At 71.7% G+C, this 23,453-nt stretch carries 23 protein-coding genes; 9 read left to right on the forward strand and 14 right to left on the reverse strand.

Annotated features, from left to right (window positions below):
- Positions 1-56: 56 nt before the first annotated feature.
- Together ACFYYR_RS26715 and ACFYYR_RS26720 are read right to left on the reverse strand one after the other, a co-directional pair.
- Positions 57-731: a GNAT family N-acetyltransferase gene (locus tag ACFYYR_RS26715; RefSeq protein WP_388858589.1), complete on the reverse strand. Its 675-nt coding sequence runs from the start codon at positions 729-731 to the stop codon at positions 57-59.
- Positions 731-1,453 (reverse strand): gamma-glutamyl-gamma-aminobutyrate hydrolase family protein, encoded by a 723-nt coding sequence (locus ACFYYR_RS26720; protein WP_388858592.1) that lies wholly within the window; start codon positions 1,451-1,453, stop codon positions 731-733. The genes ACFYYR_RS26715 and ACFYYR_RS26720 overlap by 1 nt, the downstream gene beginning before the upstream one ends.
- A gap of 632 nt (positions 1,454-2,085) precedes the next feature.
- On the opposite strand from ACFYYR_RS26720, the gene ACFYYR_RS26725 reads away from it, so the two are divergent.
- Complete coding sequence (locus tag ACFYYR_RS26725; protein WP_388858595.1) at positions 2,086-2,763, forward strand: HAD family acid phosphatase; 678 nt, start codon at positions 2,086-2,088, stop codon at positions 2,761-2,763.
- Between the two features lie 161 nt (positions 2,764-2,924).
- On the opposite strand, the gene ACFYYR_RS26730 is transcribed toward ACFYYR_RS26725, so the two are convergent.
- The 3 genes from ACFYYR_RS26730 to ACFYYR_RS26740 form a co-directional block, all read right to left on the reverse strand.
- Complete coding sequence (locus ACFYYR_RS26730) at positions 2,925-3,305, reverse strand: hypothetical protein (protein ID WP_388858598.1); 381 nt, start codon at positions 3,303-3,305, stop codon at positions 2,925-2,927.
- A gap of 169 nt (positions 3,306-3,474) precedes the next feature.
- Positions 3,475-4,125 (reverse strand): response regulator, encoded by a 651-nt coding sequence (locus tag ACFYYR_RS26735; RefSeq protein ID WP_388858601.1) that lies wholly within the window; start codon positions 4,123-4,125, stop codon positions 3,475-3,477.
- 68 nt (positions 4,126-4,193) lie between these two features.
- Positions 4,194-5,939: a sensor histidine kinase gene (locus ACFYYR_RS26740; RefSeq protein WP_388858604.1), complete on the reverse strand. Its 1,746-nt coding sequence runs from the start codon at positions 5,937-5,939 to the stop codon at positions 4,194-4,196.
- A 630-nt stretch (positions 5,940-6,569) separates the two neighbouring features.
- On the opposite strand from ACFYYR_RS26740, the gene ACFYYR_RS26745 reads away from it, so the two are divergent.
- The gene (locus ACFYYR_RS26745) at positions 6,570-7,400 is read left to right on the forward strand and encodes a nucleotidyltransferase domain-containing protein (RefSeq protein WP_388858607.1); all 831 of its coding nucleotides are present in this window, start codon (positions 6,570-6,572) and stop codon (positions 7,398-7,400) included.
- 76 nt (positions 7,401-7,476) lie between these two features.
- On the opposite strand, the gene ACFYYR_RS26750 is transcribed toward ACFYYR_RS26745, so the two are convergent.
- The 4 genes from ACFYYR_RS26750 to ACFYYR_RS26765 all read right to left on the reverse strand — a co-directional run bounded on the left by ACFYYR_RS26750 (position 7,477) and on the right by ACFYYR_RS26765 (position 11,858).
- The gene (locus tag ACFYYR_RS26750; protein ID WP_388858610.1) at positions 7,477-8,481 is read right to left on the reverse strand and encodes a hypothetical protein; all 1,005 of its coding nucleotides are present in this window, start codon (positions 8,479-8,481) and stop codon (positions 7,477-7,479) included.
- Positions 8,482-8,654: 173 nt separating this feature from the next.
- Positions 8,655-9,497, reverse strand: coding sequence for a GNAT family N-acetyltransferase (locus ACFYYR_RS26755; protein ID WP_388858613.1), 843 nt, complete (start codon positions 9,495-9,497; stop codon positions 8,655-8,657).
- Positions 9,498-9,711: 214 nt separating this feature from the next.
- A complete protein-coding gene (locus tag ACFYYR_RS26760; RefSeq protein WP_388858616.1) occupies positions 9,712-11,157 on the reverse strand; it encodes an MFS transporter in 1,446 nt (481 codons plus the stop codon).
- Positions 11,154-11,858: an ArsR/SmtB family transcription factor gene (locus ACFYYR_RS26765; protein ID WP_388858619.1), complete on the reverse strand. Its 705-nt coding sequence runs from the start codon at positions 11,856-11,858 to the stop codon at positions 11,154-11,156. Before ACFYYR_RS26765 ends, ACFYYR_RS26760 begins: the two co-directional genes overlap by 4 nt.
- Positions 11,859-12,075: 217 nt before the next feature.
- On the opposite strand from ACFYYR_RS26765, the gene ACFYYR_RS26770 reads away from it, so the two are divergent.
- Positions 12,076-12,627 (forward strand): GNAT family N-acetyltransferase, encoded by a 552-nt coding sequence (locus ACFYYR_RS26770; RefSeq protein WP_388858622.1) that lies wholly within the window; start codon positions 12,076-12,078, stop codon positions 12,625-12,627.
- Between the two features lie 365 nt (positions 12,628-12,992).
- On the opposite strand, the gene ACFYYR_RS26775 is transcribed toward ACFYYR_RS26770, so the two are convergent.
- The 3 genes from ACFYYR_RS26775 to ACFYYR_RS26785 form a co-directional block, all read right to left on the reverse strand.
- Positions 12,993-13,472 (reverse strand): VOC family protein, encoded by a 480-nt coding sequence (locus ACFYYR_RS26775; protein ID WP_388858625.1) that lies wholly within the window; start codon positions 13,470-13,472, stop codon positions 12,993-12,995.
- Positions 13,473-14,134: 662 nt separating this feature from the next.
- Positions 14,135-15,007 (reverse strand): GNAT family N-acetyltransferase, encoded by an 873-nt coding sequence (locus tag ACFYYR_RS26780; RefSeq protein WP_388858628.1) that lies wholly within the window; start codon positions 15,005-15,007, stop codon positions 14,135-14,137.
- Between the two features lie 627 nt (positions 15,008-15,634).
- The gene (locus ACFYYR_RS26785) at positions 15,635-16,453 is read right to left on the reverse strand and encodes an NAD(P)H-binding protein (protein WP_388858631.1); all 819 of its coding nucleotides are present in this window, start codon (positions 16,451-16,453) and stop codon (positions 15,635-15,637) included.
- 238 nt (positions 16,454-16,691) lie between these two features.
- Here ACFYYR_RS26785 and ACFYYR_RS26790 point away from each other — a divergent pair, with 238 nt between their 5' ends.
- The 3 genes from ACFYYR_RS26790 (at position 16,692) to ACFYYR_RS26800 (ending at position 17,718) form a co-directional block, all read left to right on the forward strand.
- Positions 16,692-16,850 (forward strand): hypothetical protein, encoded by a 159-nt coding sequence (locus ACFYYR_RS26790; RefSeq protein WP_388858634.1) that lies wholly within the window; start codon positions 16,692-16,694, stop codon positions 16,848-16,850.
- A 48-nt stretch (positions 16,851-16,898) separates the two neighbouring features.
- The gene (locus ACFYYR_RS26795) at positions 16,899-17,162 is read left to right on the forward strand and encodes a DUF4190 domain-containing protein (protein ID WP_351505430.1); all 264 of its coding nucleotides are present in this window, start codon (positions 16,899-16,901) and stop codon (positions 17,160-17,162) included.
- A gap of 235 nt (positions 17,163-17,397) precedes the next feature.
- Positions 17,398-17,718 carry a hypothetical protein gene (locus ACFYYR_RS26800; RefSeq protein WP_388858756.1) on the forward strand — a complete coding sequence of 107 codons (321 nt, stop codon included), beginning with the start codon at positions 17,398-17,400 and terminating at the stop codon, positions 17,716-17,718.
- Between the two features lie 106 nt (positions 17,719-17,824).
- On the opposite strand, the gene ACFYYR_RS26805 is transcribed toward ACFYYR_RS26800, so the two are convergent.
- Positions 17,825-18,853, reverse strand: a complete 1,029-nt coding sequence (locus ACFYYR_RS26805) for an NAD-dependent epimerase/dehydratase family protein (RefSeq protein WP_388858637.1) — start codon at positions 18,851-18,853, stop codon at positions 17,825-17,827.
- Between the two features lie 263 nt (positions 18,854-19,116).
- Between ACFYYR_RS26805 and ACFYYR_RS26810 the strand changes: the two genes are divergently transcribed.
- From ACFYYR_RS26810 to ACFYYR_RS26820, 3 genes are all read left to right on the forward strand, one after another.
- On the forward strand, positions 19,117-19,782 hold the full coding sequence (locus ACFYYR_RS26810) for a GNAT family N-acetyltransferase (RefSeq protein ID WP_388858640.1): 666 nt from the start codon (positions 19,117-19,119) through the stop codon (positions 19,780-19,782).
- The gene (locus ACFYYR_RS26815) at positions 19,779-20,756 is read left to right on the forward strand and encodes a GNAT family N-acetyltransferase (protein ID WP_388858643.1); all 978 of its coding nucleotides are present in this window, start codon (positions 19,779-19,781) and stop codon (positions 20,754-20,756) included. The genes ACFYYR_RS26810 and ACFYYR_RS26815 overlap by 4 nt, the downstream gene beginning before the upstream one ends.
- A 332-nt stretch (positions 20,757-21,088) precedes the next feature.
- Positions 21,089-22,222, forward strand: a complete 1,134-nt coding sequence (locus ACFYYR_RS26820) for an agmatine/peptidylarginine deiminase (protein ID WP_388858647.1) — start codon at positions 21,089-21,091, stop codon at positions 22,220-22,222.
- A gap of 163 nt (positions 22,223-22,385) precedes the next feature.
- Here ACFYYR_RS26820 and ACFYYR_RS26825 read toward each other — a convergent pair whose 3' ends face one another.
- The gene (locus tag ACFYYR_RS26825; protein WP_388858650.1) at positions 22,386-23,243 is read right to left on the reverse strand and encodes a class I SAM-dependent methyltransferase; all 858 of its coding nucleotides are present in this window, start codon (positions 23,241-23,243) and stop codon (positions 22,386-22,388) included.
- Between the last annotated feature and the right edge of the window lie 210 nt (positions 23,244-23,453).

Below are 23,453 nucleotides of genomic sequence, written 5' to 3' on the forward strand. Positions count from 1 at the left end.
GGTCCGGTGCAGCGGGTCCCGGTGCAAGGAGTCCCGCTGCAGTGCAAGGGGACGTGTCAGGGACCGAACGGCAGCGGATGCCGCTGCATCCGCAGGCGGGGGGCGGCAGGGGTGACGTCGATCCCCGTGCCGACCCAGCCGCGCCGGAAGGCGTCTTCGAGCCCGGCGGTGTCGGACAGCGCCACCGCCCGTTCGGGCACCGGGCCGTGCCCCGCGGGCCAGTCCGCCGGGAACGGGCGGTAGAACAGGAAGCGCAGCTTGCCGCCGAACTTGAGCGCGACCCGGACGGGACGGAATCCCGTGGCGATCAGCGAGCGGACACCGTGCGGATTGCGGGGTGAACTCGTGGCGAAGAGATGCCGGATTCCGGTGTCCGCGAGGTCGGCGAGGGCCCGGGCGTTCATGAGTCCGGACAGTCCGTGTCCCCGCCATCGGGGCAGGACCGCGATCGTGTCCCAATGGGCCGCGTGGACCAGCTCCCCCCGGGGCAGCGGGGTGTCCCGCGCCAGATTGAAGGCGCGCTCCCGCGGAAAGTAGACCATGCGGTAGGCGACCGTTTCGCCGTGGTGCCGCACGCCGTAGCAACGCCCGCCCTCCCCCAGGCAGTAGGCGATGAATTCGGGCGTGCTGAGCTGGAAGGTGTCCCGGTCCGGCTGCGAGGAGTGAATGCGCTGCTGGAGTCCGAGAATCAAGGCGAGATCCCCGGGGCCGAGCCGTCCGATCTCGAACATCAGGCGGCTCCGGCAGCGGCGACGAATGCCGCGATGAGTGGATCGCAGGTGTCGCTGCTCTCCTTCACCGGGAGTTCCGGGTGCCACAGCACTCCGACCGTCCAGTGGTCTCCCGGATATTCGATCGCCTCCACGAGCGAGTCATCGGCACGGGCCGTGACCTGCCAGGCGGAGTCCGCCCGGGCGTCGAACCGGAGGCCTTGGTGGTGGTAGGAGGTGACCAGCAGCGACCGCTGCGTGTAGGCCCTTGCGACCCGGCTCCCCTCCGTCAGGGTGACGAAGTGCTGGGAGGGCTCGGTCAGGGAGCTGCGATGGGCCACGGAGTCGCCCAGGACATCGGGGACGTGCGAGATCAGCGAGCCCCCGGTCACGACATGCAGGACCTGGCAGCCGCGGCAGATGCCGAGCGTCGGCAGACCGGCGTCCAGCGCCGCCCGCGCCAGCCGGAGCTCGAAGTCGTCACGCTCGGGGTAGTAGGTGTAGTCGTCCTGCCGTGTCGTCCCCGTGCAGCGGGAGGGGTCGATGTCCTCTCCCCCGGTGAGCATGAGTCCGTCCAGGCAGCTCAGGACCTGGGAACACCGGGACACATCACCGTAGGGAATGACCAGCGGCAGACCGCCGGCCCGGGCGACGTGGTCGACGTACCCCTCCTGAAGGCAATGGCTGCGGATGCCGGGTCGATAGCGTGCGGTGATGCCGATCCGCGGCAGCGCGGCCGCCATCAGACAGAATCCGCCGGACAGGGCACCGTCGCATGACGTCCGATGTCCCGATCCCCGATGGTGCGCATTTCCTGATCCCCCTGAAAAACCGAGCCTGCGAGGCGTTTTCGTGTGCGACGTACTCGATGCGGCGGAGTGCCGGTCGGAGCGCACGAAAGAGGATGGTGCGTACAGCCATCGGCCACACTAGGTGACGGCTCAGCCACGGCGCAACGGGTTTTTCGGCGCCGCTCCGCATCCCGGCATCGCGCCTCCGGAGCCCCCGGAGCACCGGGAACGCCTCCACGGGCGGCCGTCCGGTGACCACCGCACCGGACCCGTCGGCGAGGGGACAGACGGTCGTCGTCACGGCGACGGTGGCCCCGCCCCGCCCATGGCTCCCGGGCGAGTTCCCGGGCCGATCGCACCCATCAGGTGGCTGAAAAGATCGCATCGCCGATCGCCCAACTCACCGTGGCCCAGGGGAAATCCGCTGCCGTGAAGTGATGCGGGAACGCCGCCGCAGGCAATCGTCCACACAACCATGGTGGGAATGTTGCATTCCGTGCATCATGTGTCGCGAACATGCCATCGGCCCGCTGATCCCCTGTCACGGGCCTCTTCGAGCCGTACCGCGACTACAGGAGTGGCCCATGCAGGGACGTCGTTGGAGAACCCGGGTGTCGGTGACCGTCGCGGCGGCGGCCGTCACCACCGTCGTACCGTTCGGCACCGGTGCGGCCACGGCCGCCCCGGTCCCTCGCGGAACGGCCGGGACGCAGGCGGTTTCCGCCGTGCAGCAGCAGTCCGGCCGTGGCCCCGCGTGGTTCGCGGGCGTCGACTACGGCACCTGGCAGCGCGATGTGAACACGGTCATGAACACCGCCCGCCCCTATGTCGAGCAGCGGATCTCCCGTGGTTCCGGCGAGAAGATGGCCATCGTCCTGGACATCGACAACACCTCGCTCGAGACGGACTTCCACCCGTTCTGGGAGTACCCGACCCCGGCGGTCCGGCCAGTGCTCGATCTCGCGCGCTCCGCCCACGCCCGCGGAGTGAGCATCTTCTTCGTCACCGCCCGCCCGGGCATCATCGCCGGCATCACCCAGCACAACCTCGAACGGGTGGGATATCCGGTGTCCGGTCTCCACGTGCGGGACCTGCCGGACCTCTTCGACGAGGTCAGCGCCTACAAGACGGCGCGACGGGCGGACATCGAGGCCAAGGGCTACACGATCATCGCCAACATCGGCAACAGCCCCGGCGACCTGGTCGGCGGCCACGCCGAGAAGACGTTCAAGCTTCCCGACTACGACGGCAAGCTGTCCTGACGCCTTCGCGGCCGTCCGGCGGCCGGCGCGCCTGCGTCGTGGGCCGGTACGCCCCGTTCGTGGCCGGTGCGCCCCGGGTTCCGCCCCGGGGCGCACCGGCCACCGCGGTGAGCTGCCCTGACGGGTGACGTCCGACGAGTGACCCGACGACGCCCAGGGGCTCACTCCGGCAGGGCTCGGGCGGGCCCACCGTCGCCGCGGCCGCCGCGCGAGCCCAGCGCGGCCGCGGTCACCACCAGCACCGCTCCGGCCGACCACAACCCGCGGGACGACCGCCAGGACATCACCGACCAGCGCGACTGGGCCGAGAGCAACGATCCGACGCTCAGCCAGGATCCGGCCGAGATCAGCGACAGGGCGGAGCCGATCGAACCGGCCGAGAGGGCACTACCGACCGATCCCACGGACAGCACCGACCCGACCGACCCGATGGAGAGCACCGAACCGACCGACCCGATCGACAGGACGGAGTCCTGGGACCAGAGGGACAGGGAGGCATTGCGGCACGTGCGGCGTCCGGACGCCGAGGGCTGTGTGGTCATCCATCCATCCTGCCGCGAAAGCCGGGCCCCGGCAGGGTGCGCAGCCGACCGGGGACACGGATCGGGACCGGGGCCCGGCGCCGCAGGTACGACACAGCTCCCCCGGGTGGCACCGGAAGGGGGCGCCGCGTCTTCGGAACACTGCCCTCCGGCTGCCGGTCGGACCGCGTCAGACGCCCAGCCCGGCGTCCCGCGCCAGGAGGGCCGCCTGGACCCGGTTCTCGCAGCCCAGCTTCGCCAGGATCCTGCTGACGTACGCCTTCACCGTCGCCTCGCTCATATGGATCCGCTCGCCCGCGTCGGAGTTCGACAGGCCTTCGCCGAGCAGGGCCAGCACCTCCAGCTCCCGCTCGGTGAGGGCGGTCAGCCGCCTCCGGGCCTCCTCGCCCCGGGCCGCGGCCGGCGAGGCCAGCGAGTCCACGACATGGCGGGTGGCGCCGGGCGAGAGAAACGCGTCGCCGCCGGCCGCGGCCCGTACGGCGGCGATGAGCTCCCCCGGCGCCGAGTCCTTCAGCAGGAATCCGGCTCCGCCGCTGCTCAGCGCCCGCAGCACGTTCTCCCGCTCGCCGAAGGTGGTGAGGATCAGCGCCCGGACGCCCGGGGCGGCGCTCCGCAGGCCGTCGAGCGCGGACAGCCCGTCCAGGACCGGCATCTGGATGTCGAGCAGCGCGACGTCCACGGCGTGCGTGCGGGCCAGTTCGACGGCCTCCCGGCCGTTCGCCGCCTCCGCCACCACCGCGATGTCGTCGGCCGAGGTGAGGATCATCCTGATGCCCGCCCGGATGAGCGGTTCGTCATCGGCGACGAGAACCCTGATCACCGGTCTCCCGCTCTGATAGGTCGTGGAATCTGTGCGCGTCATTATCGCCCGGCCGTGGAAACCGCCGTCTACGCCCCGACCTCGTACGAACGCTTCTCGACGAGGCGGCCGTCCCGGAAGCAGAAGCGGAACACCGTGTCCCCGTCCGGGTCGTCCGAAGGCTCCGTGGACATCAGCACCAGGCACTGCGCTCCTTCGGGCTCAGCCGGGCCCTCCCCCTGCCACTGGGAGGTGAAGAGGGTGCCGTCGGTGGACAGTTCGGCCCGCACGGACTCCTCGGACCGGCCGACTTCCACCTTCCGGTACTGACTCGGCGTGATCATGCTGTCGAAGAGTTCCGCGACGCACCAGACGACCAGCCCCACCACGACCGCCCCGAGCACCACCGCGAATCCGCAGCCGAACCGCAGCCCCCGGCTCGGGCTCCAGCTCTGCCGCGGAGCCACGGCAACCGCACCGGGAGGCCAGGACCAGCCCTGGACCGGGCCCCGGCGCCCCGGCGCCCCGGCCGGAACAGGCCCGTCGGCATCGGCCGGGTCCGGCCCCGCTCCCTCGCCGAAGGGGTCCGCCGCCCCGTCCGCCCGGCCCCGGCGGGCCGGTCCGCTGCCGCCGTCCGCGCCGTACGGCAGGACGCCGGCCAGCCGGAATCCCCCGTCCGCCGTCGCCCCCGCATGCACCAGACCGCCGACGAGCCGGGCGCGTTCCCGCAGGCCGGTCAGCCCCTGCCCGCCGCTGACGGCTGCCACTCCCGGCCCGGGGGCGGGCGCGGGGCCGTTCGCCACCTCCACCACCAGCGAGTCCGGCTCGTACCGCAGCTCCACCGTGATCGGGGCTCCCGGGGCGTACTTGTACGCGTTGGTCAGCCCCTCCTGTGCCACCCGGTACGCCGCGTGGTCGACGACCGGCGCCAGCGGCCGGGGATCGCCGGAGCGCCGCAGCTCGACCCGGGTGCCCGCGGCCCGGGCCGTCTCGACGAGCCCCTCGATGCCCGCCGCCACGCGCGAGGCGGGCTGAGCCCCTTCGGCGGGCTCGGGCGCCTCGGTCCCGTCCCGCAGGATGCCCACGACCTGCCGGAGTTCGTGCATCGCCGACACCGACGCCTCCCGCAGCACCCCCACGACCTCGCGCTGACGACCCGTCAGTTCCGGGTCCACCTCCAGGGCGCCCGTGTGCACGGCGACCAGGGCGAGCTGGTGGCCGAGGCTGTCGTGCATGTCCTGGGCGATGCGCTGGCGTTCCCGCATCCGGGCCTGCCCGGCCACCATGGCCCGCTCGCGCAGCAGCTGGCTGTTGTGTTCCTGGAGGGCGCTCAGCAGGGTGCGGCGCTGCGACCGGTACCGGCTCCAGAGACCGGGGACGACCGTGGTGGCGAGGAAGGAGATCGCGGCCAGGATGAAGGTCGGCAGCGACATCTGCGGGAAGTCGCTCACCGTGGTCAGCACCGTGTTGAGCACGAACGCGGCGACGAACGCGCCGACCGTCCGCCCCCGTCCCACCACCGCGCGCCCCGCCGACCAGCCCGCCAGGATCAGCAGGAGCGCGAACCCCTCGAGCGGCCCGGCCGCCGCGGCGACGACCACGAGCACCGTGCCGGGCAGGACGCGCCGCAGCGCGGAGAGGACGGCGGCGCACAGGGCGACGGCGACCATGCGGGGGAGGCCGCTGTCGGCGAGGTCCTCGATGCCTGCCGCCAGCAGGCCCATGACCATCGAAAGAACGGTTTCTCCGGCGATGCGCCACCCGGACCACGCACTGGGCACCACCAGGCCCCGCGCCCCGCTCCGGACCTTCGCCGCTATGTCTGCTGCCTCCACACGGGACACGCTAGGCCGACGAAGGTCACGGACACACGTCCCTTTCGTCGACCATCCGAACGACGAAGGTCGATGCCCCGGCTCCGGGCCGCCCGTCCTTCGTCCGGCCCGCCTGCCGCAACTCCCGGCCGGGGCACTTACTTCGGCTCCCGTCCGTCCCCGCATCCTCCGCCCCGGTGGGCGCGGGCACTCACCGAACCGGCGCGGGGCGAATTCATCGGTGGGGTCGACAGGTCGGCAGGTCGGCAGGTCGAACTGGGCTGCATGCCGTGATGACCATGGCGGGACGTCTTCCATACGGTTTGTGGGCGTTGTTTCAACGCGTGGTGCCTCCGGCGCCCGTGCGGCCTCAGGGCGCGGGCGACAGCGGCACGGTGATCGAGAAGTGCCGGCCGAATGCCGCCGCCTGCACCGCCGCTACGAGCCCAAGGCCGAACACGCCCTCGTGTGCGCCGGCATTGCTGCCGCCCTGATCTGCTCCCGCCGCCTCGGCGACTGAGCACGCCCCCTACACTCTCGAACATGGGCAATTTCTCCTGAGCGGACGCACGGTCCACAGACATCCACCCGGCACGTGCCGGGCCCCGTCAGCGTGCCCGCACGCTCACCTCAGGAGACAACGACCACACCATGTCCGTTCACTCTGCCTGCCCCGCGCTGGACGACCGCATCACGCGCCTGCGGCAGCTCGCTCACGCCGACTCCCGCCTGGAGGGCGTACTGCTCTACGGGTCGTGGACCCTGGGCGAGGCCGACGCCCATTCCGACATCGAGGCGTATCTCTACATCCAGGATGACCACCTCGCCGACTTCGACGGCCCCGCCTTTCTCGAGCAGCTTGCGCCACTCGAGCTGGCGTACACCAACATGTACGGCATCCTCGCAGTGGTCTTCGACGACCTCATGCGCGGCGAATTCCACCTCACCGCGGCGGGCTTCGGGATCGACGAAGTGCCCACGTGGCAAGGGATGGTGCACCTTCCCCGTCCTGAGGCTGCCGTCCTGCTCGACCGCACCGGCCGACTGACCCGGGCAGCCCAGCAGCTGGCCGGCTTCCGTCCACCCGAGCAGACCGCCACGGCCCGGCAGCTCACCGACGAGCTGGCCAACTGGACGCTCATGCTCGCCCACGTCCTGGCACGGGGCGAAATCGCCCGCGCCCACGCCCTGCTCCACACCGTCATCGCCCCCCAGCAACTCCAGCTCTGCCGCCTCCTGCGGGACAGCACGGCCCACTGGCTCACCCCCAGTCGGGCGGTGGAACAGGACCTGCCCGCTGCCGACCTCGACCGTTACGCCTCCACCACGGCCGTCGCCCGTCGACACGACGTGCAGACGGCAGCGCGCAACAGCTGGCACTGGAGTCGGGACCTGGCCACCGAGGCAGCTGACCGCTGGACCCTCCACCTCCCGCACGGCCTTCACGAGCAGATCAGCAGCCTCCTGAACGACTCTCGCTGACCGGATCCGGCTGGGGCCACCGGGCCCTCCAACGGCCCCAGCCGGGCAGCCCGGTCCTACGGAGCGCCAATGGAGATCACCTCTGACTCTCTCGGCTGTCCTCGACCACCTCCACCCGCGGTGGCCGCAGGTTTCTCGGGTCGACGCGCAGCGCGTGGCGGTCCGCGTTCCGCATCGTGACAAGGTCCTCGTCCCACCGTGCGTCGCGCAGCTCGGTGTCGGTGAGCAGCAGGTCCGGGTCGTTTCGCCCGGTGGCGGCCAGGTGGCCGACGAAGCCGAGCGGCAGCCGCTCGACGCGCCATCCCGGCCAGGCGGCAGCCGCGCGTGCGATGAGTCGGGGAGGTACGGGCTCCGTGGTCCAGTAGCGCAGTCGGCGCGCGGGGAGGTCGACGACCACGCCGGCGTTGACGGTCCCTTCCATGGGCATGGGGTACGGGGCGTGGGCAGGCAGCGTCTCGGCGAGGGACTCGCCGTGCCGGGCCAGCCATGGCACGACCTCGCGGATGGCCAGCTGGTGGTCCAGCACCGTGTGATCGGCCCTGACGAGGCTCACCACCGCTTGGGCGGGTGCGAGGAGGTCGGCGATGATCTCGCTGTGGAGCACCGAGATCCGCCACTCGCCGGGGTCCCAGCCGACGAACCAGTCCTCCCGTGAGGTCAGCGGCACCGCGTCGGGCAGTGCCGGGCCCGTCTCGATCTCGGTGAAGACCGGCTCGGCCCCCGCCACCATGTCGGCGAAGTCATCGCCTCCGCCCCAGGCGTACGCCACGTCCCAACCAGCCCAGTCCGATGCCATCGCCCGTCGCCGCGCGTGGCAGTCGAGGTAGTGGACGCCGGGCGGGTCACATCTGTAGTAGCGGTACCGGCGGGCGACCAGGTCGAGGGCGGCGCCGCAGCAGAAGGCACCGCCCGGAACAACACGGACACGGCCGTCGCCCACCCGCGTGCCGCCGCGAAGCACCGCCTCGACGAGGCGCACGCGGTCGGCTGCGTCGGCGAGGTCCCACACGCCCCACTTCTCCTGCATGACCCAGCTCGTGCCGTCCTCGGCCCGCAGGGCATACGCCGTCCAGCACCCCATGCCGAAACGATAGGGGCATGAGCAGGCTGTGCCTCCACCAAGCGAGCACCCCATGAGATGGCCTCTTCATCCCTGGCGGGTCGGCCCCCACGGTGACCCACGGCTGGGTGACCGACCAGCGATGTCGGAACGGCAAGGCCGTGGCGATCCCCGGGCCCGTCCGCCGTGGTGCCTCAGTCGAAGGACAGGTGGATGTGGTCCTCCACGGGCCGGTAGCCGATCCGCTGGTAGAGCGCGTTGGTCGTGGGGTTGGCGAGATCGGCGAAGAGCAGCACCTCGTCGGCGCCCGCGTCCAGCGCTGCCCGGCCGGCCGCCGTGGTGACGGCTCCCGCGTACCCCCTCCCCCGGTGCCCCGCCGGGGTGTACACATGCGCGACCCTGACCATGCCCGCCACCGCCCGGCTGACCGCGGCGAACGAGACCGGAACGCCGTCGGCCTCCCAGAGGGTGACGCCGCCGTGCTCAAGCTTGTCGTCCACCGCGGACGCCTGGTCCCCGCCGGCCTCGGAGACCTCCGCAGCGAAGGCCCCGAACCAGGCGATGAGCAGCTCGCGGTCCGCACGGGTGGCGGTGCGGGCCGCACCGGGAGGCGCGGACCGGGGCGGAGCCGGCTCGTGCAGCCGGTAGAGCCGATTGATGCCGTCGGGGCGGGGAACCGTACCGGTCCGCCGCTGCCAGGCCGCCCCGAAGCCTTCCACCGCCGCCCGTCCCCCGGTGGCACCGGACACCGAACGCCCCTGGTGCGCAAGGGCCGTCGCCAGGGCGACGGCCGCCTCCTCCGGCATCCGGGACAGCACGACCGGGTAGGGAGGTGTGCACAGAAGAGCGCCCCGGGCCGCACCGTCCGATGAGCTCCACCATCCGTAGTACGGTGCGTCGTCGCCGTAACTGCGGGTCCCGGCCCGCAGTGAGGCGCTGACCGACAGCAGAACGGTGTGCGGTACGGGGTCGGCCCGCAGGAAGCCGCCTGCGGCCGTCAGGAATTCCTCGAGAGAGTCCGTCGTGTTCCAGGCCATGGGGAATTCTGTCGCCCACCACGCCCATGGCGCACATGTTTTCCGATGCCGGGGGGCGACGGAGGCGTTGAGCCGTGGCCGAACCGGAACGACAGCCTGGCCGGCCCGGCTGACGGGGCCCTGCTGCCACGACGCCACGCACGGCCCGAAGGGGCGGAAGCAGTGACCACGGACCGGAATTCCGTCTCGGTGCGGGAGTTTCCGGCACACGCATTCACGGGGAGGGCGTGCCCTCCGCCTTCCGCGCCCCACCCGGCCGCGAGGACGGGAGCGCGGGTCCCCTTCCAGGGCCGGCCCCGGACGGCCGGGTGACCGGTCCGGGTGTCGTGCATCCGCCAGGCGGATGCGCCTGAGACATCGTCACGGCCTTCGGTGAGGGCACCTGCTCACTCCGCCGCATCCACAACAGCGGGCCGAGAAGCAGGACGGTGCCACCGAGCAGCCAGGGCAGCGGGCCGGGCGGCAGCGCACCGGCGGCCAGTCCGGTGAGAGCTCCGGCCGCCTGCAAGGCCAGAGACTGGACCGACAGCGCGGTGGCTCTTCCCGACCCGTCGACCCGGTGGTGCAGCAATGCGTTCCCATTGGGTCCGGCCGAGCCGATGCCCAGATGGAGCAGGGCATAGCCGAGACCGGCGAGGACGAGGGCGCCCGTCCCGGTCCCCAGTACGGTCAGCCCGAGCACCAGCAGACCAGCGGCCGCCACCCCCAGACTCACCGGAACCGCTCGCTCCGCACTTCCCGTCAGCCGGGCAAGCCACGGTGCACCATGACTGCCCAGCGCAGTGCAGGCATAGCCCGCACAGGCGAGCGACGCGAAGATCACCGCTCCCGACTCACGGGCCCCGGTCAGGTCGGCTGCCCGGCCGGGTGTGAGCAGTTCGGCGGTGGCCAGAGCGGCCCCGAGCGTGCAGCTCGTCAGCAGGGTTCGGCGGACCAGGGCATCGCGCACGCCCAGCCGGAGTCCGCCCAGCACGGTGACCGGGACGGTGCGCAGCACCTCGCGCACCGTCGTCCGGGAGCGCGGCGGCTCCGGCAGGGAGGCCATGACGTAGCCGACGAAGAACACCTCGACGACCGCTCCGAGCAGCAGCGGGACGGAGAGCGGCACCACGGTTCCGGAGCCGACGGAGCGGAGCCACACACCCGCGTCCGGGCAGCGGTTCAACAGCCAGGGCAGACCACCGCCGGCCAGGGTGCCGAGGGCGAGCGCGGCGGCGTTGGCCGTGCCTGCACGCGCCAGACCGGTCACCAAGGGGGCGCCCGGCCCCGAGTGGGCCTGCACGGTGTCGACATACCAGGCCTCCGCCGGTCCGCTCGACAACGCACGGCCGGAACCCAGCAGGAGCATGGCGAGGGTGAAGGTTCCCACGGTGGTCGCCAGCCCCAGGAGAACCAGTGCGGCAAGGTGACACAGCCCCGCTGCGGCCAGAACGGTCCGTCTCCCCAGGACGTCCGACAAGCCACCGGTGGGCAGTTCGAGGGCGGCGACGGTGAGCGCGTGCACGGCGAACAGCCCGGCGACGACAGTCAGGCTCATACCTCGCTCGGTGGGGAGCAGGACCAGCACGGGCACGGACAGGCCCACCGGCAGCCAGAAGAGAAAGGTGAGGGTGACGAACCGACGGGCGGCGGTCCGAGGATCCGGAACGGTCCCGTTCATAGGGCGTCCTCGTCGGCGCCCGTCGCGTTGTCCGGGTCCAGCTTCCCGCCCTCGGGGCCGAGGCGTGCACTGTCCGGATCTGCGTCCGGGCCGGCGTCCGTGGCCGGCGCGGAGGGTTCGAGCGGTGCGAACGGCAGGGCCGCGCCGACCAGTACGGTCTGCCGGGCCCGCGGATCGTCCGCGTCACGTGCGGCGAGTTCGCCGGCCTTCCGCCTCAGACAGGCCGTGAGTTCGGTGAGCGACTCGGGCGTCAGCCGCAGGATCAGGTCGCTGATGCCGGAGCACTCCAGCCACGCGGCGTCGAGCCGTCCGTCCGCCATGTCCCGCTCGTGCCGGGCAAGCGAACGCTCCAGGTGATCGACCTGGGCCCGCCGGGAGACACCGACCAGAGCCCGGGATCCGGGCGAGGCGGCCATCGCGGTGTTGTTCCAGGCGGTGACGGCGTGCACCGAGCGCCAGCGGCGTTCCCGCCCGTCGCGGTGCTCGGCCTCGGCGACGAAGTCGTGCTTGGCCAGAACCCGCAGGTGATAACTGGTGGAGGCGGATGATTCGCCCGTTCTGACCGCGAGTTCGCTGGCCGTGGCCGGGCCGTCCTGCCGCAGCAGTCCGAGCAGCCGGATCCGTAACGGGTGGGTGAGGGCCTTCAGGGCCGCCGGGTGCTGTTCGGGATCGAGTATGCGTGGGCGCTCATCACTGACCATGTCCGGAGAGTAGAGCCGCCGACAGATTCTCCAAAGCTCTTTTTGCAGAAATTTCTTGGGAATATCCGGAGTCGTATCCTTCGGTCCGGGCGCCGTCCCCCGCGGCCCCTGCCCGGATCTTCCCGATCGGCGCCAACCGGTCGAAGGCCACGGCGGCATCCAGCCGTACCGGAGCGGTTCTCCACCCCGACCGGCCCGGTGATGTCAGGCTCGGAGGATGAACTCCACTCCCCGGACGCGGGTCTCCTGGTGGCCCGTCACCCTGAGAACCCCCCGGCTGATCCTCCGGCCCGTCGCCGCGGAGGACCTGCCCCCCATCGAGCGCCTGTGGCGGGACGAGGACGTCCGGCGCTACCTGGGCGGGCCGGTGGACGAGTCGAAGATCGTCACGCGCCGCGCCCGGCTGGCCGGCACGCCGGGCGTGTTCACCATCGCCGGGCCCGGGACGGACGAGGTACTCGGGCTGGTCACCATCGATCCCTGGTCGGCGCGGGAAGGCACCGAAGTCTCCTATCTGCTGCTCCCGGAGCACTGGGGGCGCGGCGTGGGCCGGGAGGCCGTGGGTGCAGCGGTCGACTGGGCACTGCGGTCCGTTCCCGGGACGGCTCAGGTGGTGGCCGTCACCCAGGCGGCGAACCGCATGTCCCGGCGGCTCCTCGAAGGCATCGGCATGCAACTGGTCGACCGCATCGTGGAGTACGGGGAGCAGCAGACCGTGTACCGGCGTCCCGTGGTGCCGGCCCCTGCGGCAGGCGGCGGACCGGCCTGATTCCGGCGGCTGAGCAGAGTACCGCCGATGCCCACGGCGGCTCCGCCGGTCACCGGCCCCCGGCACACCTGGCGGGCCCTCCGGTGTGCACGACGCCTCGCCTCACCACATCCGGGTCGCCCTCGAAGCGGTACACCCGCACACGACACGGGACACAGATTCGGGGCGCTTGCCGCAGGGCCGCCCCGGTGACCAGCGCCCGAGCTGCCCCCGATCCCGGGCCGGCCCGCCCGGCGGAGCACGGTTCGGCCCCGCCGGCGCCGAGCACCCCGCACCGGTGCCCCGGACGGGACCTGCGCCGGGGCCGGCCGTCCTGACGGGCAGGGCCCTCACGAACGAGTTCCGCCAGGGCCGTACCGACCGCCCTACTCTCCCGTGTACGCGCGCCGGAGCGCGGCGACGTCGAACTTCGTCATGGAGAGCATCGCCTCCGTGGTGCGCTTCGCCTTTTCCGGGTCCGGGTCGCCGATCATGTCGGTGAGGCCGGCGGGAATGACCTGCCAGGACACGCCGTACTTGTCCTTCAGCCAGCCGCAGGCGACCCCTTGGCCGCCCTCGGTGAGCCGGTTCCAGTAGTAGTCCACCTCCTCCTGGTCCTTGCAGAAGATCTGGAACGAGATGGCCTCGTTGAAGGTGAACTGGGGGCCGCCGTTCAGGGCGACGAACTTCTGCCCGTTGACTTCGAACTCGACGGCCAGCACGGAGCCGGCGGGCCCCGGCCCCGCCTCCGTGTAGCGGCCGACCTTGCCGCGCTTGGCATCCGGGAAAATCGACATGTAGTGGTCGGCTGCCTCTTCGGCCTGCCCGTCGAACCACAGACATGTGGTGAATCCATCAGTGGCCATCACTGCCTCCTTGTCCGTGACGTCCTTACCCGGACCGGCCGGTCACCTGCGGCCAACCCACCGGGCAGTGGGCTGGATGGCGGAGCGACCGGCACACCGGGGCGCGGCCCGACGGCGTCCCGGTGTGCCCGAGTCCCCCGTGTCACCGAGGCCGGCCGAGAACAGCCCGGCGGTTCCGCCCCGGACGGGTGCATTGCGCGGTGCCGATGGAGCAGTGGCGCGAAGGCCGCCGCCCCGGCTTCAGTGCTCCGGCAGCCGGTGGTGAGCGGGAGGGAGCCGACGGCCGTGGCCGCCCCCACACCCGGCGAACTGCCCTTCGAATGCGGAGGATTACCCGCGACGGGACCGGGCAGACGACCTCTTGCAGATGCAAGACCGGGCCCCGAGCCGTCCTCGTCCATCCCCCCCCACCGTGGACGGCCCGGGGCCCGGACGCCCCTCCATGGGACACGTGAGGGTTCCATGGCGGTGACAGGCCCCGACCGCTGCCGGTCGGGGCCTCGCTCTCTGTCACCATCCCGGGCGGCCCTGTGTCCCACGCTCCGGGTGCCCGCCGGTTGCCCGGCTGCGGCGCGGCTGGAGCAACAGGTGCGCCTCGCCCACTGACCCGCAGCGGAAAGATGAGCCGGACGGTGTCCCTCTGTCGACGAGGGCATGTGGGATCAGGGCATCTCGCCGGCGCGCTCCACTGGGCGCTCCGCGGTACGCGGGTGATGCGGAACATCGGGCAGCTGCTCTGCGCCGCTCTGCGCCGAAGCCACGGGTGTGTCGACGTAGTAGTGGACCAGCTCGCGGTGGAGCCGGAACCCCGAGGTCCAGGCCAGGCCGCGGCTGGCCGTGTTGGACCGTCCGGCGGTCCAGGTGGGGGTCACTCCGCGGGTGCCGAGATCGCGGCACAGCCCGGCGACACAGGCTCGGGCGAGCCCCAGCCTCCGGTGACTCTGCAACGTCGCGACACCCAGATCGGCGTAGCGGCTGCCGAGGAAGTACGTCGCGGCAAGGGCCAGCAGCCGCCGCTCGGCGTCGAACGCTCCCCATGCGTGGCCCCCGGCCAGCAGCCGGTGCGGGCCACCCCAGGGAGCGGCGATCCAGTCGAGATCGGAGCCCGCCCCCGTGATCGCGGGCGAGTCCGACGGGCTCAGTTGTCGCACCGTCAGTCCGGAGCGAGTCCGTGGTAACGCCGATAACTCCGGTGACGTTTCACTGAGCACGTACACCATGCGTTCCCAAGGGGTCAGCCGCCGGAAGGCCGCGCCGAGCAACGGGAGGAAGCGATCCGGCGCATCGACGTAGGCCCCGTCCAACGGTGCCAGCCGTAGCGGGTCGAGGACCCGCGGGTCGCCGCGGAGCAGACAGTGATCGGCGGAGCGGACGGCCAGGGCCCGCGGGGTGGCGGGCCGGTCGGCCCACCAGCGGCCCACACCGCCACGGACGATGATGTGCGGGGCGAGCGCGGCCGGTCCCGGCGGCTCCGGCACGAAGGACCCGGTCGAGGCCACGGCGCGGGCGGCCTGAGCGGGGGACAGCTCGATCACGGCTCGGAGGGGGTGCTGTGAGCGGTATGGGCTGCCGCGGCCTCCGGGCGCTGCTGGAGGCGTCGTTCCGGCTCACCGCGATCCGGGGTGCTGTGTTCCGGCCCACCGTCCAGGAGCCGTCTGCCATCCATCGTGCTCTTCTCCCTTCTGCGCGCTGTTCACGCAGCCCGAAGGGGCGGGTGAACGCGCCGCGCGCCACCTCTCGCATCCCTTCGCTGGACAAGAGTGACGTATGGGGCGTCCGAAACCACGTATCTCCGATGCCCAAGTGAGGGCGTGCCGCGCCCTACTCCCGTACAGCGAACCGGACTTCGGGACGGTTCGCCGGCGCCCGGGACTGCAAGCAGCCTCGTGAACGCGGGGGCGGGCGGCCCCCGGAACCAGGGCAGCCAGCAGCCTCCGCTTCCGGATTCGCGGCCAGGACGGTCAGGAGGCAGAAGGCGTGTCGGGCCGGCGGAACCGGACGCCCGGCACGCCCGAGAAACGTCCCCAGCCACGGTCGGCGCACCACCGCCGACTCCGGGAGCCGGCATCCGCGGCTCCGGTCGCACAGCGTGCCGCCGGACCTTCAGGTGTGCTGCGATGCGTCAGTGCGGGCGCGCACTCGTCGCGCTGCGTCGGGGAGGCTCAGTCGCGCCAGGCCCCCTTGGCAGCGGCTTCGGCGGCATAGGTTTCGAAGTCCTTCGGTGGCCGCCCCGTGACCCGGAGGACCGCGTCATCGGTGTGGCCGTCGCCCGCGTCACGCAGTGCGGCGAAGGCCTCCGCCGCGGCCTCGGCATCGTCAGGGGAGAGGCCCAGCGCAGTCTGTGCCGCGATGAAGCCGGCCGTCGATCCCCGGAAGCGGACCGGACGGCCCGACACCCGGGCGATGGTGTCCACGGCTTCGGCGAACGACAGCGCCCGCGGCCCGGTCACCTCGTACGTGTGCCCGCTGTGGCCGTCCTCGGTGAGTGCCGCCGCGGCGACTGCGGCGATGTCGTCGGCATCCACGAACACCTGGCGGACGTCGCCCAACGGCACGGTGACCTCTCCCGCCCTGACCGCCTCGCGGAGGAAGCCTTCGTCGAAGTTCTGGTTGAACCAGTCGGGGCGGACGATGGTCCACGCTGCGCCGGACCCCCGCACGGTCCGCTCGGCGCCCATCAGGCGTTCGTCCCCCATGAGCTCGATCCCCCTGCTGGAGAGCAGGACGATGTGCTCCACTCCCTCGTCGACCGCACAGGCCACGAACGAGGCGTCGACGGGTACCCCGTCCGGCGCCATGAGGTACATCCGCCGGGCTCCCGCCACGGCGGGCTTCCAGGTGCCGGGATCGGTCCAGTCGAAGGGAGTCCCACTGCTGCGCGACGCGGTGCGGACGGGATGCCCCGCGGCCCTTAACCGCGCGGTCACCCGCCGGCCGGTGGAGCCTGTCGCGCCGAGGACAAGAATCGGGTGCTCAGTCATGCGTGCCAGTGAAACACCCACCACTGACACCCGAGCCGAACCGAGCCGACGACGGCCTCGGGCCGGACTCCCGTCGGCGAAGCTCCGCCGACCGTGCCGTTGCCGTTTGCCGATGCGCCGACTCCCCCGCATCCGGGGCGTGTCGTTTCCACCGGAGTTCCCCGGGAACCCGATTGTGTGCACGCACCAACGACATCCCCAGGTACACCCGCACACTGCCTGAGAGAAAGGAACGTTCATGCTTTTCCTCGTAGCCGCATTGATGCTGCTCGGGGTCTTCCTCGGCGCCGCGGTTCATATGCCGCTGCCGGTCGCACTGGCCATGGCCGCAGCCATCACCGGCTGGCTGGTCTTCTACGGGGTCCGCAAGCGGTACGCCCACGGCCGCCGAAGCTGACAAGCCAACGCTTCCCCCGCCGTGACGACTGGCCTTCAAGGAGAGACGATGAGTGTCGAGACCCCTGTGCGCCCGCCCAAGAAGTCCCGCAGGAATGCCGACAGCATGGCTGTCGCCTCATTCGTCCTGGGACTGATCGGACTGCTGGTCTTCAACGCGTTTCTCGGCCCCGCGGCCCTTATTCTCGGCTGTCTGGCCCTCAACCGCGGTACCGGCCACCGGAACCGGGCCTACCTGGGGCTGTTCCTCGGGGTGGCCGATCTGGTCGTGCTCGCCGCACTGACCGCGGCCGACAACACGCTGACCTGGTGAACGGAGTGACCGCTCCCGCCTTCGCACCATGACCGGCGGTCCGCACCATCGGCACGACGCCGGGCCGCAGTGGTGGGGCAATCCGTCACCGGACCACCCCCACCGCTGCGGCGCCGTTCCACGTCAGCGGAATTCCAATTGCTGCACATATATCGCTTTGTGGTTCCCAAGGCGCCACCATAAGGTCGCCGACATGTCTCTACGTCTCCGTATGCGCCAAGCACTGCCGGAAGCGATGCGTGCCCGCGACAAGGCCGCGGTGAGCGCCCTGCGCGCAACGCTTGCCGCCCTGGACAACGCCGAGGCGGTGCCCGTGGCCGAAACCGAGCTCCGCGGCCTGGCTCTTGAGCAGTCGCCGGTCGGTGCCGGCGCCACCGAAGCGGTACGGCGTGAGCTGAGCGAGCGCGGTGTGGTGGACGTCGTGCGCGCCGAGGCCACCGAACGACTCGAGGCCGCAGCTCAGTTGACTGCGCCCGCGCACGCCGACCGAGCTGCGCGGCTCCGCGCGGAGGCCGCCGTACTGCTGCGTTTCCTCGATGGTCCCGGCACCGTGTAGGCGCCACCTCACCTCCGCAGCAACGCAGCAGCAACACCGGGAAACCCGGGCAGGTCGTGCCCCGGCCCACGGCCGGTGCGCTTCCCTGCCCGGATGCTCTCCGGCCTCAACCGGCCTGTGCCGCATCCGCCGCAGCCAACAGAGCCCGTTCACGTTCCGGAGTGATCCCCCGGGCCTCCCGGCCGGTGCGTGCTTCGCCGAAGGCTTCGTCGAGGCCTCCTTCGCCGAACAGCCAGACGGCGGTGTCGTGGATGGACTCGGCCACGGGACGGCAGCTCAGCCCGGCGGCCACGGCCTTCGCGGAGCTGGGCTTCCAGACGGCCGACAGGTCGCCCTTCTCCGGTGCCCACAGCGGGAGTTCCGTCCAGACCTCCACCTCGTGCCCGGTGAGCACGGCGTCGTCCACCCACACCAGTTCGGCCTTGCCGCCGGTCTCCGCGACGCAGGCGCCCAGGAACTCCCCCCAGGTGGTGTTCGCCGGTGTGCCGCTGACCAGGTAGTCCCCGGAGTCCCCGGCTGCGATCCGGTCCAGCCCGAAGATCGCCAGATCGCGGGCGTCGATCAGCTGCATCTCCCGCTCGGGGCCGCCCGGCGCCACCATCCGGCTGCCTTCCGCGGCGCGCCGGAGCCACCAGGTGAGCCGACGGGCCCGGTCGTGCGGCCCGATGATCAGGCCCGGTTCCACGATCAGAGTGCGCCCCGGAAAGCCCTGCTCGACCGCCATCTCGCAGCCGACCTTCAACGTGCCGTAGTCCCCGTCGTCCGGGCCCGCGTCCGGACTGCTCTCGTGACGCGGTGATGTCTCGTCCACCGGCTCCGCGGGCCACCCCGGGCGGGCGTTGATGGAGGAGATGAAGAGATATGTCGACGCCGATCCGGCCAGCGCCTTGACCGAAGCCCCGACCACCCGCGGTACGTAGCCGCAGACGTCGACGATCGCGTCCCAGGGGCCCGCCTCGGCGAGCCGTGCGAGATCCGCCTCGTTCTCGCGGTCACCGCGGACCGCGTGCACTCCCTCCGGGTCCGACTGCGTCCTGCCCCGGTTGAACGTCGTCACCTCCCATCCCCGCCGCAGCGCTTCCTGCACGAACGTCCGCCCCACGAATACCGATCCGCCGATCACCAGAAGTCTCATGCGGCAGAGTCTGCGCCGCTGCCGTCCGTTGCGGTGGGGAAATATGCCGTGGGCAGAGGCATTGTGCCGACGGCGAAACGTCGGGCCTCCGACGCACGGGGCAGCGGGCGGGCCCCCTCCCGGCAGCGACTCCAGCTCAGTCTCCATGGCCATCGCTGTCACCCGTCACCGCCGCCGGAGCCATTGCCCCACACGAACGCCGGAGCCACTGCCGAACGCGAAATTCGGTGGCACCTCGGCACCCCACCGATGAGGCTTGCGCCATGGCCACCTTCCTGGAGACCGACCGGCTGGTCCTGCGCGGGTTCACCGAAGCCGACCTGGACCGTGTAGTCGGCCTCGACAGCGACCCCGAGGTCATGCGCTTCATCACCGGAGGCAGACCGACGCCCCGGGAGACGGTCCGCATCCACCACCTGCCACGGCTTCTGCACCACTACCCGTGCATCGGGACGCGCGGTTTCTGGGCTGCCGAGTCCAAGCCGGCCGGGAGCTTTCTGGGCTGGTTCGAGTTCCGGCCACTGGCCGACAACAGCTGTGCCGTGGTCGAGCTGGGATACCGGCTCCGAAGCGCCGCCTGGGGCCGCGGCTACGCGACGGAGGGTGCCCGTGCCCTGATCCGCCACGGCTTCACCGAGCTCGGGGTGGAGCGGGTGACGGCGAACGCGATGGCCGTCAACACCCGTTCCCGCAGCGTCATGGAGAAGGCCGGCCTGACCTTCGTCCGCGCCTTCGTCGGGGACTGGCCCGAGCCCATCACGGGATCCGAGCACGGGGAAGTCGAGTACACCCTGACCAGGGCGCAGTGGAAGCGGCAGGCGTCATCGCCCGACTCAGCGCCCCCGAGCGGCGCCGATCGGACGCCAGGGCCTCCGGAGCAGAGTCCCGCAGCGGACGCACCGAACTCCACGGCGGAGGGCGACCGATGACTCCGGCCGTACGGCAGTACGCGGGCGCGCCGGATCTGCGCGTCCTGCAGGAGCTCACCCAGCGAGTGTGGTCGCCCACCACCGCCCATCACATCGGTGATCTCGCGTGGGGCCGGTTGCTGGCCGGCCGGGCGGCCGCGGACTGGCCCCTGGCCGTCTGGGAGGCCGACGGCCGGACAGTCGCCTGGGCCTGGGCACACTTCCCGGACGACCTCAGGCTCCAGGTCGACCCGGAGCATCCGGAACTTTTCGATCCGGTGCTCTCCTGGTTCGGCACCATCGCCGACGGCCGCCCCTGCGAGATCGACGCGCTGGACACCGAGCCGGAACTCCGCGCAGCACTACTGCGTCACGGATACCGACAGCAGCGGGACCGGCCGTACTTCACCACCCATCTCCGGCCTCTGACCGGCCCGCAGTCGGCCGGCCAGTCGCCGACCGGCAGTTCACCCGCCGTCACACCGCCCGCCGAACCAGCGCCCACCGACCCGTCGTCCGCCGACAGCCTGCCCGCGCCTGTGCTCCCGGACGGCTTCACCGTCCGTGCGCTGCGCGGCCTGCCGGATCTGGACCGGCGCGTCGCCGTTCAGCGGGCCGCCTGGAACTCCACTCGGGTGACTGCCGATTCCTACCGGGAGGTCATGGCCGCCTGGCCCTACCGGCCGGATCTGGACTGGGTCGTCGAGGCCCCCGACGGCCGCTTCGTCGCCAACTGCCTCATCTGGTACGACGACGTTCACCGGGCCGGGCTCATTGAACCCGTCGGCACCCATCCGGAATTCCGCCGCCGCGGCCTGGCCAGGGCCGTCTGCCTGGCCGCCCTCCACGCGCTTCGGGCCATGGGCGGGACGCAAGCGGTCGTCCGTCCCCGGGGTGACGCCGACTACCCGGTCCCCCAGACTCTCTACCGAAACATCGGCTTCCGTCCCGGCGCCCGCACGCACACCTACCGCCGTCCCGGCACGCGCCGCTAGCTTCAACGCCGGGCACACACCTGGCGTCATGTGGGGCACGGACCTCGACCAGCCACGCCACGCCTCCCCGCCCCACGACACGTCCGCGACCGCGCCGAGCAGCACTTCTCAGCGGCGTGCCCCAGTACCTCCGGCGCCCCCGCCCGGCCCCAGGCGGCGCGGGCCGCCCCTGCCTCAGCAGCCCGCGGGGCCGGCGCCCCGGCCCACCATGCGCCCCACAACTCCGTAACGGCACCCCGCACCCCAATGCTAAGGTCACTCCTGACTGAAATTTCAGTCAGGATTTCGGTCACGAGGCTCAAGAAACGATCACTGGGTGTGGGGAGAGAGTCATGAAGCACCTGCGACGCAGGTCACTGATGCGGTCGGGCGCGGCCGCCCTGCTGGGCGGTGCCGGGCTGGCGGCATGTGCGAGCGGTCCGGAGGCAAAGGCGGGGACCCAGGACCTATCGGCACCACGGCGCGGCGCATGGCGCATGCCCGCGGAATCGGCCGAGCACGCACGGACGTTCCTGGCCTGGCCGCCGCGGGACTCCGTGTGGGAGCAGTACGCCGAGGATGCTCAGCGGGACGTCGCCGGGATCGCCCGCGCCCTCGCCGACTTCGAACCGGTCACCCTCCTGGCCGCCCCCGGAGAGCTGAAAGCGGCCCGGCGGGCCTGCGGCGCGGATGTCGAGATCGCTCCCGTCCCGGTGGGCGACCTCTGGATACGTGACAGCGGCCCCACCTTCGTCGCCGGCGACAAGGGCCTGGAGGCGATCGACTTCCACTTCAACGGCTGGGGCGGAAAGCAGGAGCACCGGAGGGACGCCCGGGTGGCCCGCAGCATTCTGCAGCGCCACCGCGTTCCGCGGATCGACGCACAGCTGACCGCGGAGGGCGGTGCGCTCGAAGTCGACGGGCACGGCACCCTGCTGGCGACCGAGAGTTCGCTGGTCAACGCCAACCGCAACCCCGGTATGTCCCGCGACGCCGTCGAGGCGGAGCTGAAGAGGCTGCTCGGCGTGACCGAGGTGATCTGGCTGCCGGGAGTCCGGGGCCAGGACATCACCGACTACCACATCGACGCGCTGGCCCGGTTCTGCGAGGACGGCAAGCTCCTCCTGTCCCGTCCGCCGGAGAACGGTGCCGCCGTCTGGAAGCGGGCTTACGAGACGTCCCGGCGCATCCTGGAGAAGGCCACCGACGCCCGGGGCCGGCAACTGGAGATCATCGACCTGCCCGAGGCGGATCCCTCCCGCCTCGGGCGGCGCGGACCGGATTTCCTGGGCGGCTATGCCAACTACTACGTCGCCAATGGGGCGGTGCTGGTGCCCCGCTTCGGTGACCGGAAGTCCGACCGGAATGCCGCCTCCGTCATCGGTGAGCTCCACCCGGGGCGCGAGGTCGTGCCCGTGGAGATCCCGATGATCGCCGAGGGGGGCGGCGGGATCCACTGCTCCACCCAGCAGCAGCCCGCGCTCTGAGCCGCTGTCGGCTCAGGGCCTGTCCTTCGGACCGTGCGGGATCCGCACGACGGACCCCCGAGGGTGGCCCGCCTGCCGCTCACTCCGGCAAGCGGGCCACACCGCGGCAGCCCCTTCATGCGAGCCGTGGGCAGCAGCGGACCGCCGTACCACCGTTCTCCGGCTACCGCTCCGCGCGCAGCGCGTACAGCAGCGGGATGCGCGGCGAGGTGTCGGGAAGCCGCCACCAACCGCTCGCCGTACGGACCATCTCCGGCCAGCGGGGCCAGGGCAGTTCCTCGGACTCGCGGAGTCCGGTGATGCGCAGCCCCGCTCCGGTCAGCGCACCGATCACCTCGCCGAGCCCGTGCATCCACTCGAAGCACTCGGTCGCCCCCTGCACGGCGGGGCCGTCGGTGTACGTGCGGGTGGCGTCCCGGCACACCGGGCCGCGGCCCTCCAGATAGTCGTGGCGCAGCAGCAGTTCGTTCCCCTCACCCTCACCGGGGGTGGGGCCCAGGGCGTTGAGCACGGGGTGGAACTCCACGAGATACAACTGGCCCCCGGGGCGCAGCAGTCCGGCGATCCGCTCGGCCCAGCCGTCGAGGTCCGGGAGGTAGCACAGGGCTCCCTTTCCGGTGTAGACGAGATCGAAGCGGCGCTCGCCGAGGGCGTCGGCGGCGTCGTACACATTGGCCCGGAGGTATTCGACGTGCACCCCGGTGCGGGCCGCGAGATCCGCGGCCGCGGCGACCGACGCTCCGGAGATGTCGAGGCCGACGGCGCGCGCTCCCCGTTCGGCGAAGGCGACGGTCTCGGTGCCGAGATGGCATTGCAGATGGAGTACGTCGCGCCCGGAGAGGTCCCCGAGGTCCTCCCATTCGTACGGAGCGAACCAGCGTGACGCGTCGGGGGATCCGGGTTCGGCCAGGCCGTAGAACCGGCTGGTGAGGTGGACGGGGGTCCGGGCGTCCCAGTTGGCCCGGTTGGCCTCCATCATTCCCAGGACCGTGGGGCCGAACTCCTCGGTTGGCTCAGTCATGGATCCATCCAACCCCGGATGCCGCCTCTGTGGGTGCCGACCGGGAAAGGCGCCGCACGGATCGGCCACCGTGGCCGGAACGGAGTGCCCCGCCGGACACCACCACCTGACCTCGGATGTTCCCGGGACCACCCGGGCCCAGCAGTCGGCGCGCGAGACCGCCCTCGCGGCCAACTGCTGTGGATCCGGCTCCGGTTACGGGTGATGTGC

Source organism: Streptomyces sp. NPDC001922 (assembly GCF_042891165.1).
GTDB lineage: Bacteria > Actinomycetota > Actinomycetes > Streptomycetales > Streptomycetaceae > Streptomyces.

Bases quoted from the DNA above. Each gene is read 5' to 3' on its own strand.
- ACFYYR_RS26725 (WP_388858595.1), top strand. From the start codon at position 2,086: ATGCAGGGACGTCGTTGGAGAACCCGGGTGTCGGTGACCGTCGCGGCG.
- ACFYYR_RS26715 (WP_388858589.1), bottom strand. From the start codon at position 731: ATGTTCGAGATCGGACGGCTCGGCCCCGGGGATCTCGCCTTGATTCTC.
- ACFYYR_RS26815 (WP_388858643.1), top strand. From the start codon at position 19,779: ATGACTCCGGCCGTACGGCAGTACGCGGGCGCGCCGGATCTGCGCGTC.
- ACFYYR_RS26800 (WP_388858756.1), top strand. From the start codon at position 17,398: ATGCGTGCCCGCGACAAGGCCGCGGTGAGCGCCCTGCGCGCAACGCTT.
- ACFYYR_RS26760 (WP_388858616.1), bottom strand. From the start codon at position 11,157: ATGAACGGGACCGTTCCGGATCCTCGGACCGCCGCCCGTCGGTTCGTC.
- ACFYYR_RS26795 (WP_351505430.1), top strand. From the start codon at position 16,899: ATGAGTGTCGAGACCCCTGTGCGCCCGCCCAAGAAGTCCCGCAGGAAT.
- ACFYYR_RS26775 (WP_388858625.1), bottom strand. From the start codon at position 13,472: ATGGCCACTGATGGATTCACCACATGTCTGTGGTTCGACGGGCAGGCC.
- ACFYYR_RS26790 (WP_388858634.1), top strand. From the start codon at position 16,692: ATGCTTTTCCTCGTAGCCGCATTGATGCTGCTCGGGGTCTTCCTCGGC.
- ACFYYR_RS26810 (WP_388858640.1), top strand. From the start codon at position 19,117: ATGGCCACCTTCCTGGAGACCGACCGGCTGGTCCTGCGCGGGTTCACC.
- ACFYYR_RS26755 (WP_388858613.1), bottom strand. From the start codon at position 9,497: ATGGCCTGGAACACGACGGACTCTCTCGAGGAATTCCTGACGGCCGCA.
- ACFYYR_RS26805 (WP_388858637.1), bottom strand. From the start codon at position 18,853: ATGAGACTTCTGGTGATCGGCGGATCGGTATTCGTGGGGCGGACGTTC.
- ACFYYR_RS26720 (WP_388858592.1), bottom strand. From the start codon at position 1,453: ATGGCGGCCGCGCTGCCGCGGATCGGCATCACCGCACGCTATCGACCC.
- ACFYYR_RS26765 (WP_388858619.1), bottom strand. From the start codon at position 11,858: ATGGTCAGTGATGAGCGCCCACGCATACTCGATCCCGAACAGCACCCG.
- ACFYYR_RS26745 (WP_388858607.1), top strand. From the start codon at position 6,570: ATGTCCGTTCACTCTGCCTGCCCCGCGCTGGACGACCGCATCACGCGC.
- ACFYYR_RS26770 (WP_388858622.1), top strand. From the start codon at position 12,076: ATGAACTCCACTCCCCGGACGCGGGTCTCCTGGTGGCCCGTCACCCTG.
- ACFYYR_RS26730 (WP_388858598.1), bottom strand. From the start codon at position 3,305: ATGACCACACAGCCCTCGGCGTCCGGACGCCGCACGTGCCGCAATGCC.
- ACFYYR_RS26785 (WP_388858631.1), bottom strand. From the start codon at position 16,453: ATGACTGAGCACCCGATTCTTGTCCTCGGCGCGACAGGCTCCACCGGC.
- ACFYYR_RS26820 (WP_388858647.1), top strand. From the start codon at position 21,089: ATGAAGCACCTGCGACGCAGGTCACTGATGCGGTCGGGCGCGGCCGCC.
- ACFYYR_RS26825 (WP_388858650.1), bottom strand. From the start codon at position 23,243: ATGACTGAGCCAACCGAGGAGTTCGGCCCCACGGTCCTGGGAATGATG.
- ACFYYR_RS26750 (WP_388858610.1), bottom strand. From the start codon at position 8,481: ATGGGGTGCTGGACGGCGTATGCCCTGCGGGCCGAGGACGGCACGAGC.